Source organism: Erwinia endophytica (assembly GCF_009295515.1).
Classification (GTDB): Bacteria; Pseudomonadota; Gammaproteobacteria; order Enterobacterales; family Enterobacteriaceae; genus Erwinia; species Erwinia endophytica.
In genome coordinates this window covers 1-8,604 of sequence record NZ_RQVV01000025.1, presented here as the reverse complement: position 1 = coordinate 8,604, position 8,604 = coordinate 1, and the positions used below count along the sequence as shown (strand labels likewise).

Genomic DNA, 8,604 nt, shown 5'->3' with positions numbered 1-8,604 from the left:
AAATTTTTATCAAAAAATAAAAGACCGCATGTTAATGTGAGAAAAATGAAAGATTGTGCTCCCCCTGCGATAACAACAGACCTGTGTAGAAAATATCCTTATTTTTCATATCAACAGGCAGACCATGTATGGCTGTCAGTGAGAAAAAGCAGAGAATTATTTCAGATACCATAAAAAATAAAAATTATGCTGTTAACTGTCCACCTCTCCATATTTGTTATTTAGTCTTTATTTATCATATCATTACCGGGTGGTTATTTCTTTTTTAAGTATCCGTAAGCATCCACTCCAGCCCTCCACTCCATTACATCATTAACGGTGGAGAGGTTGACAGTGAGTGGAGAGTAACAGTTAAAGTATCCACTCATTAACCCTCTGTTTTTGAAACCATATTGAATAAACCGGATACTGGTGGAGACTTATTTAATAACGTTAATTTTTAAGTCCTGCCGTCAGCGGAAGCCACTCTTCAGCCTCACTGCTCAGGCTGATGTTGGAGCGTATATTCCCTCTGGTGCTTTTCTTCCTCAGGTACTCTTTTCCATACTCCGCCATTGCCCCCGGCATATCCGATCCAAAGCGGGTCAGCGACACCGGCTTACTGAGGCCATTACTCTGCATATAGGCCAGATACGCATGATAGAGATATTTCCGGGGGCTGAATGGAACAATGGAGGCATTGCCAATGAACATGCCATCACACTGCACCGACGCCTGCAGGTAGCCGCAAAAATCCACCAGCGAATCGCCTTCCCGTTTGATGGCTAATGCCTCCCCTGATTTCTGCTGCTCAGACAGAAGTCGCCGGGCCTCCGGCTGGTCAGTAAAACGCATCAGCAGGTGGCGAATAATTACGGGCAGTTCCGCTTCTATTTTTTCCGGCAACTGCGGATCACGTTCATTTTCCGGCACAACCTGGGAGAAGTTGAAAATCACCCGCCGCCGCGATATCCCCCCGCTGCGATCACTGAATGACATGGCGTTATTATTGACAGCCAGGATCACCGCCTGTATACGGGTTGAATAAGGCGCTTTATGCTTCGGATCGACAGCCACCTTGTCACCGCCCGTGATCGCTTTAATACCTGCACCATCACCGACATAACGGGCCATATCCGGCAACGTTATCAGTGAATAACCCACAATCAGCGCCCTCTCGCGGGGGTTCTCCAGCGCAGCCATACCTGCCGATACCGTGTTCCCCTTTCCGGCCAGCATGGTACATATCCCGGCCATCACGCTTTTACCACTGCCGCCCACCCCGGTCACCTCAAGAAACAGTTGCCAGTCATAGCGGTTAGCCATCACCATATACAGCGCGGCCAGAACACGATCTGCTTTCCGGGCGTTGCCACCGGTTGACCAGGTGAGCCACTTCCAGAACGCCGGGGCATGGCCTGCCAGTGTTTCCTCTTCAGCTGCGGGCAGGAACTCAACATCACTGGCAACCAGTAACCAGTCCTCTCGGCTGTGTGCCCTGAATGTGCCTTCACGGGTATCAAAAACACCATTGCGAAAACCAGTCAGATGACGGGACGTTACGCCCATTTCAGGCAGATTCAGTTTCATGGTGTCAACAGTGTTCTTTATGGCCGTGATGGAATACGGCACATCCCGTTCCCTGAAGATGGTCGCCATCTCCCGTGCCAGCTTTTTATCGCTGACGGGTTTCCAGATAACACCGTTGTAATGGTGAACTGTGTCAGAGGCGACATGCAGGGCTAACAGTCCGTCATAGTGCGCCAGTAACACATCGCCACGCTGGCTGGGTCCCATCTGCGCCAGTGATGATACGACCGCATCCGTGGGCAGCTTCTTTTTCTCCGGTTTCGCTGGCGGAAAGAGACGGTTTATTCGCCCGGCGTCAGTCAGTACCGCTTTAATCCCTTCATCGCCGATGTATTCAGCCACCAGCGCACACCGGTTTTTCTTCTGCTTTTCCCTGTCTGTCAGAAGCAGGCCGCTTTCACAAAGCTGGTCATAGGTAGGCCCGGAACCAGCAACAAACCCCTTCAGGCGTTGCGCCAGAGCACCATATTTTGAGGTTTTATCCTTATGCCTGGCCGCTGCGGCTGCTGTTTCCTTTTTATCTACCGGATGTCCGTTTACCCAGCTGTAGATACAGGAGAACAGCGCATCAGAAATTTCTTCAGGAATGACGACTGCATTACTCATTGTGGAATGCCCCGTTCATCTGAAACTTACCGAGCAATGGGTGATACCAGTATGCGGAACCGTATTTACGCTTAGCCGCACGAAGTACCCGCCGTGCCGCCTCCCTGAATTTCTCATCATGAACAATGTACCCGCCGCCTTTCTGACGAATAACCATGACACCGGTATTTTGTGCCCGTTCTTCGGCCTTTTTGGTGCTAATCCCAAATTCTGCCGCCAGCGTGGTTATCGGTGACATACCGAGGGGGATTTCCCCGCCCTGGCTGGCCGTTAAAGATTTGATCTGACTTTCCAGCGACTCAACCCTGCCCTGCAGTTGATTCACCCTGCTGGCCAGTTCGTTAAATTTAACGTTACTGATCATGCTTTACCCTCCCCGCGAACCTGCTGGATAGCGTCAATCTGGCGGATTTTCTCTACATAAGCCTCAACCATAAGCGGCATCTCTTTCATTAAAAGGCCCAGACTGTAAAGTTCTTCCTGTGCCGTCTTGCCGCTGTATTCATCAGGGCCGCCGGCAGCCATGACAAGCCGGCCAATAGCAGACATTCCTTTAGTAATGGCGTAAAAAGCATTCAGGCTATTACTTTTAACCTCATGCAGGGCCTCATCGCTGTAACTGAGCAGGTAGCTGTCTTCCACCAAGGCTTGCCAGTAAGCATACTCTCCCCCCCTGATGGCTTCTTCTCTGGCATGGATACGGCGGACACGGGCATCATCTGTGTATTCGCAACCAACAGATCCGGACTCAACCCCGATGCACTCGGACAGATTGTCCGCTTTGTATCTGATGGCGTTTAACGCGCTGGCTATCACTTCCGGATCAAGGTAACCCTGCGGCGTCTCCATCCAGGCCAGCGCCAGTTGTGCTATTGACGATATTTCTGCCAGCTCAGTTTTTGACAGGCAATCCATATCCCGGACGGCTGCACTTAACAGGTTAATCCTGCTTGTAGTTTGCTTTTCAGACATGGGCCACCTCCAGTAACTGGAAACCATCAGCGAATCCCTGTAGCGGGCGATCATGGATTGCCAGTGTGTATTGCTCATAGGAGAACACCACGCGGCCGGCTCTACGTTCCCGGATAACAAGCATCATTCCGCTATCGCGTTCAAGGTAACGATCACCGCGCTCCGGTAAGTGTGCTGGCAGCATATCGACTACAGGTAAACGAGCAGCGAAGAACAATTCCCATCCGGGCCAGTTCTGACGGGCTTCAGTCACGCTCGAGGCGTTAGAGTGCAGCACGATCGGTTTTGCGTCTGGGAAAGCAACAGGAACGGCCAGAAAGCGCCATGTAAATTTAGGGTGAGTTTGGGTAGACTGTGTGTCAGCCATGATCGTTACTCCTTCTAACGTTGTGGTTAGACGCCTCGGTTGTGCCGCAAACACTCCGGGGCGTTGTTTTTGGTATACGCCTGCAATACACTTGCATTACAAAACCACTATAGGCAGGAGTATACCAAGTGTCAACCATCAGCATTAAAGGTAAAGGCAGCAAACAGATCGCTTTACGTGTTGAGCCACCATTGGAAGAAGGCATTAAGAAGGCGATTGAGCAAGATGGCGATGCTTCTGTCTCAGCCTGGATAAAGCGCGTAATCCGAAAGGAATTGCAGTCACGCGGCATTGAGTCAAAAGGCTGAGTTATCTTTTTCCACCAGCCCGGTGAGGGGATATCACCAGCGCTATTGACCGGATCGATCAATGTGCTATCTTGGCTGGAGCAACGATTATTGTTGTGACACTGGCGACCGTGCAGGGCCGCCTTTGTTTTATCCGACATAAGTCACCTCCTCACGACGCTCTGTCAGTAGAGGCCACAGGTTGATCACGCTGCCACTTCTGAATCTCTGAGAGCATCCACCCTACAGACCGGCCTCCTAATTTACGGCGTGGTGGGAAGGTTCCTTCTTTTTCCTTCAAATAGCGGGTTGTGCGGCCAAGGCCGGAGAGTTGCTTACATTCTGCTTCACGAATGATGCGCTCTACAGATATAGCGGTTTGATTGGTATTGTTCATAGAATAATGCCCTCGTTCGTCATGGTTCGAGGGAGCATTAGAAGATATCGCCGAAGTTATGTGGGTGAAATCACATCACCGAAAAAGTGATTTCACGCTTTGAATCGTCCTTTCTCAAGGTATTTTGCCCATGTACCCAAATCAGTATGAGGAAATTCCTTTCCCTTATTAGCAGCAATTGTCTCTACTAACTCTTTTATTTTCTTTGCAGGCATGGAATCAATATCCATTCCATTAAGATCGGGGATGAGACTTAAGAATGCTCTTATGATGTTTGCTTTTTTGGCTATAGTTTTCCGTGACTCGTTCATTCCTTTTTCACTACCGGGAAATTTAGCCTGCGTATCAAGACTGAACTTATCTAGTTCATCAGCAAGAATTACAAGTTTATTGACAGAAATAAAAACCCCTTCAATATTTGCAATCTGGAATTTTTTACCATCTATTTCAGGAGTAGATAAATCACTAACATTAATCTTTACATCATCATAACCATCTGAAAATTCAAGATATAATAAATAGTTAGACGGTACAACAAAAAAACCATTAAGATAATTTGCATACCAACTTTCAAATATAAAACTCCGTTCATTAATAATACGAAAATCCTCGTTGTAATTAAAATATGCAACCTCATAGTTGTCTGTTATAATTGCATTATTATTTTTTACCTCATCAATAAAATCCGATTCATTTTCAAAAAACACATTAAATGAAAAATAATCTTCACTTTCTTCAAAACCATCAATGTATGCACATATCTCGATCCTATTCGTTGCTCCAAGATGAAGAATATCTACAACTGAACATCCCATCTTTGCGGCAGCCATGTGTAGCGGATAGTATGCTCTTTTCAAGTCACTCATGAGAAGTCCTTAGAATAATTACGTTACTAGTGTCGTTGATAGCTAATAACTCCAACCGCTCACACCACAGAGCAAGGGCTTCGCGTTTATCCTTCAGATACTGGCTGCGATTATAAACAGCCATCACTCCCGGCATGGTATGCCCCAACAGTTGCTCAACCACATGCGGCGCTATGCCCAAATCGTTAAGTTTGGTGGATAGTGACCGGCGCAAGTCGTGCAGGCTCCAAGGCTCCGCGTGGCCCATCCGCTTCCACACCGTCCGCCCCCACTGGCTAACAGCAGACGAATCTTTCAGCTCACCCAATAACAGTCCGGTGTCTTTGTGCTGATCATGTAGTACCTGGATAAAAGGTTTCATAGCGTCAGGAATCGGTCTGATAATCCTGTTCCCTCCCTTACTGTGTTCTTTAGGAACCGTCCAGATCCATTTAGTCAGGTCCCATTCTGTCCAGGCAGATAAGCGAGGTTCCTGGGAACGGCAGCCAAATACCATCAGCAAACGTAACAGTGAAGTGTAATAGGGTTTGAACTTCAGGCTGTTGACACTACGCCATATATCCCCCAACTCTTCATCAGTGTGTACCCGGTCGCCTTTGCCCTGTTTCCTCCCCACATCAGCGATCGTTAAATCCTCCAAGGCGGTACTGAATCCATATCGGCGCACCCTGCAAAACTTGAGTGCCTGTTTACACATCTGAAAAACGTAGCCAGCGGCCACAGGGGAGTCTTTCTTGATACGGTCAAAGCAACCCAGCCAGTGACGAGTTTCACACTGTGCGAGAGGCAGAGAACCAATATAAGGAAAGATATGCTTCTTCAGCTGTGCCTTATGTCGTTCCACATTGGCGCGATTGTCGGTAGCGTATTCCCTGATCCAGTAATTCAGGGCTTCGCTAACGGTGATGGGCCTCAGAGTTTCCGCCGTGGTGAAATTCAACTGGTGACGGGGATCTTTGCTTTCAGCCAGCCAAGCGCGACACTGCTCTCTCCGTTCTCGGGCAGTCTTAAGCGACATATCGGGGTAACTTCCCAGCCTGAGACGCTGCGGTGTGGATGTGCGGCCACCCAACCGGTAACTGAACAGCCAGCTCATGGCTCCCATTTTGGTAACTTTGATACTCAGGCCACCACCATCAGCAAAATAGCGATCTCCCGGGCTTTCCTTGCCATACATTTTTCTGAGTGTTGAATCACTCAGTTTATTCATTCCACCAGCCATAAAAGGCGCCTCAAGAAACTCAGTTCATACGCAAGACTGACTACACGGATGACTACACATCTTAATGTACACCCATGAACAGCAGCGAACAAATATAAACCAAATTTTATAAATAGTATTTTTAAAACATCAACTTAACAACAAACCGATAAACAGTGATGAACAGCCATAAACTAAGCTTTTGATAATACGGCATGAACTGATTTCGGTTCATTGTGATGAAGGCGCTATAAATATTAGCGCCTTTTTTAATGTCTACAATCTGGACATAATCGTCTTGATTGTGTAAATAAACAGCATGAGGTTCAACTTTCTGCCGATAATGTTGTCTCATCTCCTGTATCGCTATGGATTAAGTTCTTTATGCGTTACACCCATGCACGCATAAAGAGAGAGATATGAAGGATTCACCTCGTTTTTCCCGTAGCTTAATGCACCCCCGTTATTGGATAACCTGGGCCGGATTGGCACTGCTATTTTTACTGGTACAACTCCCTTTCCCCTTTATACGCAAGCTTGGCACCTGGATGGGCCGAACCTCTATGCGCTTCCTTAAGCGCCGTATTCGCATTACCCGCCGTAATCTCGAACTCTGTTTTCCAGACATGCCTGTTGAGCAGTTAGAGCTTTGTATTGTCCGAAACTTCGAATCGTTGGGCATGGGCCTGCTGGAAACGGGTATGGCCTGGTTCTGGTCGGATCGCCGGGTAAAACGCTGGTTTACCGTCAACGGACTACACAATCTGCAAGCGGCACAGGACAATGGGCGAGGCGCACTGATTATCGGCGTACACTTTATGTCACTCGAGCTGGGCGGTAGAGCTATGGGTCTCTGTCAACCGATGATGGCGATGTACCGTCCGCACAACAATAAGCTAATGGAGTGGGTACAGACCAAAGGCCGCATGCGTTCCAATAAAGCCATGATCAACCGCCGTGACCTCCGAGGTATGGTTCAGGCATTGAAGCAAGGGGAAGCGGTGTGGTTCGCTCCTGACCAGGACTATGGCCCGAAAGGCAGTGTTTTTGCTCCCCTCTTCGCTGTACCACAAGCAGCAACGACCAGCGGTACCTGGATGCTCGCTCGTATGGCCAGACCCGCGATGGTAACCGTAGTGCTGATCCGTAACGAAGATGGTAGTGGATACCAACTGGTAATTCAGCCTGAGCTAAAGGATTATCCAATCAGTGATGAACAACAAGCCGCGGCATATATGAATAAAGTGATTGAGCATGAAATCATGCGGGCCCCCAACCAATATATGTGGCTACACCGTCGTTTCAAGACCCGCCCGAACGGGGCTACATCGCTGTACTGAATACTTTATTTTTTGCAATAGCCAGCTCAAAACCGACTGGCTCTCCTCACCCCACACCGCCAGCAACCACAGTTGTGCTTGAGTTTCTATTTTTCACGTTTACTCCATACATGCGTCCATACCGTATCAGGCAGAGCTTTGCGTTCGTGGCGTTCATTATCGACGTGTTCGCCAGTGTAATGTTGGCAAAGCGGGCCATCATCAATGGAACAATGGAAAAACATTCATACCGGACGGACAGCAGGATGAAGGGCTTACTGAGTGTCACTGACATGCACATAGTGGCTTAAAGCAGACCAGACCTGATTGCTGACAGCACGGGCAACTCATACGATGACCGAAGCTATCGCGGTGGCGCTTTTCCTGGATTACAAATTCTGCGTGAGCAGCGGCAACAGACGACAACGCCTGTCGCTTTTCTGGCAATGGCCACTCAGTTTATACGCCAGCGTGATCGCGCGTTAGGTTTGCTGCAACAGAGTGCTGAGATACTGCGGAAAAAGTAGTGGTCTGAGGTCATTGGGGCCGATAGCGTCGGTTTCCCGGTGGTGGACAGCCCCTGGATAAGCATGTCATCGCGGAAAGCACCAATGACTGACCCGATTCTCTGGCGGGTGGTGACTGCCAAAACCGTCACGTTCCCAGACTGTTGTGATGTGTATTCTGCCATCCGATTAACTCCTTATTTTCCCTGTCAATAATTAGCGACAAAATGTAAACACGCTACAGAAGTAAACATCAGAGACAGGAATGTTAAGAAGTTGTTTTTTGATAATGTGGCAAAACTGTGAGGACGGCTGGATTTCAAGGGTAAATAAACGCAAAAAACCCCGACCTTCCGGTCGGGGCTTCCGCTTGTTTGATGCCTGGCAGTTCCCTACTCTCGCATGGGGAGACCCCACACTACCATCGGCGCTACGGCGTTTCACTTCTGAGTTCGGCATGGGGTCAGGTGGGACCACCGCGCTAAAGCCGCCAGGCAAATTCTTTGTGCCGTCC

The 8,604-nt window shown here is 48.7% G+C and carries 10 protein-coding genes and 1 rRNA gene; 2 read left to right on the top strand and 9 right to left on the bottom strand.

Annotated elements, in window-relative coordinates:
• Nucleotides 1-432: 432 nt before the first annotated feature.
• The 4 genes from EH228_RS08945 to EH228_RS08930 are packed head-to-tail and all read right to left on the bottom strand — an operon-like array spanning nucleotide 433 to nucleotide 3,514.
• Nucleotides 433-2,175, bottom strand: coding sequence for a DNA primase family protein (locus EH228_RS08945; RefSeq protein WP_152321338.1), 1,743 nt, complete (start codon nucleotides 2,173-2,175; stop codon nucleotides 433-435).
• Complete coding sequence (locus EH228_RS08940; RefSeq protein WP_152321337.1) at nucleotides 2,168-2,539, bottom strand: hypothetical protein; 372 nt, start codon at nucleotides 2,537-2,539, stop codon at nucleotides 2,168-2,170. The genes EH228_RS08945 and EH228_RS08940 overlap by 8 nt, the downstream gene beginning before the upstream one ends.
• On the bottom strand, nucleotides 2,536-3,147 hold the full coding sequence (locus EH228_RS08935; protein WP_152321336.1) for a hypothetical protein: 612 nt from the start codon (nucleotides 3,145-3,147) through the stop codon (nucleotides 2,536-2,538). Before EH228_RS08935 ends, EH228_RS08940 begins: the two co-directional genes overlap by 4 nt.
• On the bottom strand, nucleotides 3,140-3,514 hold the full coding sequence (locus EH228_RS08930; protein ID WP_152321335.1) for a host cell division inhibitor Icd-like protein: 375 nt from the start codon (nucleotides 3,512-3,514) through the stop codon (nucleotides 3,140-3,142). The genes EH228_RS08935 and EH228_RS08930 overlap by 8 nt, the downstream gene beginning before the upstream one ends.
• 128 nt (nucleotides 3,515-3,642) lie before the next feature.
• On the opposite strand from EH228_RS08930, the gene EH228_RS20190 reads away from it, so the two are divergent.
• Nucleotides 3,643-3,822 (top strand): hypothetical protein, encoded by a 180-nt coding sequence (locus tag EH228_RS20190; RefSeq protein WP_193323306.1) that lies wholly within the window; start codon nucleotides 3,643-3,645, stop codon nucleotides 3,820-3,822.
• A gap of 151 nt (nucleotides 3,823-3,973) precedes the next feature.
• Here the strand turns inward: EH228_RS20190 and EH228_RS08920 are convergent, their stop codons facing one another.
• The 3 genes from EH228_RS08920 to EH228_RS08910 form a co-directional block, all read right to left on the bottom strand.
• On the bottom strand, nucleotides 3,974-4,198 hold the full coding sequence (locus tag EH228_RS08920) for an AlpA family phage regulatory protein (RefSeq protein WP_152321333.1): 225 nt from the start codon (nucleotides 4,196-4,198) through the stop codon (nucleotides 3,974-3,976).
• Nucleotides 4,199-4,290: 92 nt separating this feature from the next.
• Complete coding sequence (locus tag EH228_RS08915; protein WP_152321332.1) at nucleotides 4,291-5,064, bottom strand: hypothetical protein; 774 nt, start codon at nucleotides 5,062-5,064, stop codon at nucleotides 4,291-4,293.
• Nucleotides 5,057-6,286, bottom strand: coding sequence for a tyrosine-type recombinase/integrase (locus EH228_RS08910; protein ID WP_152321331.1), 1,230 nt, complete (start codon nucleotides 6,284-6,286; stop codon nucleotides 5,057-5,059). The genes EH228_RS08915 and EH228_RS08910 overlap by 8 nt, the downstream gene beginning before the upstream one ends.
• Nucleotides 6,287-6,684: 398 nt before the next feature.
• On the opposite strand from EH228_RS08910, the gene lpxP reads away from it, so the two are divergent.
• On the top strand, nucleotides 6,685-7,605 hold the full coding sequence (lpxP, locus tag EH228_RS08905) for a kdo(2)-lipid IV(A) palmitoleoyltransferase (RefSeq protein WP_152321330.1): 921 nt from the start codon (nucleotides 6,685-6,687) through the stop codon (nucleotides 7,603-7,605).
• Nucleotides 7,606-8,038: 433 nt separating this feature from the next.
• On the opposite strand, the gene EH228_RS08900 is transcribed toward lpxP, so the two are convergent.
• Together EH228_RS08900 and rrf are read right to left on the bottom strand one after the other, a co-directional pair.
• Nucleotides 8,039-8,275, bottom strand: a complete 237-nt coding sequence (locus EH228_RS08900; RefSeq protein WP_152321329.1) for a hypothetical protein — start codon at nucleotides 8,273-8,275, stop codon at nucleotides 8,039-8,041.
• Nucleotides 8,276-8,469: 194 nt separating this feature from the next.
• Nucleotides 8,470-8,585: ribosomal RNA gene (rrf, locus tag EH228_RS08895) — 5S ribosomal RNA — on the bottom strand.
• Nucleotides 8,586-8,604: the final 19 nt, after the last annotated feature.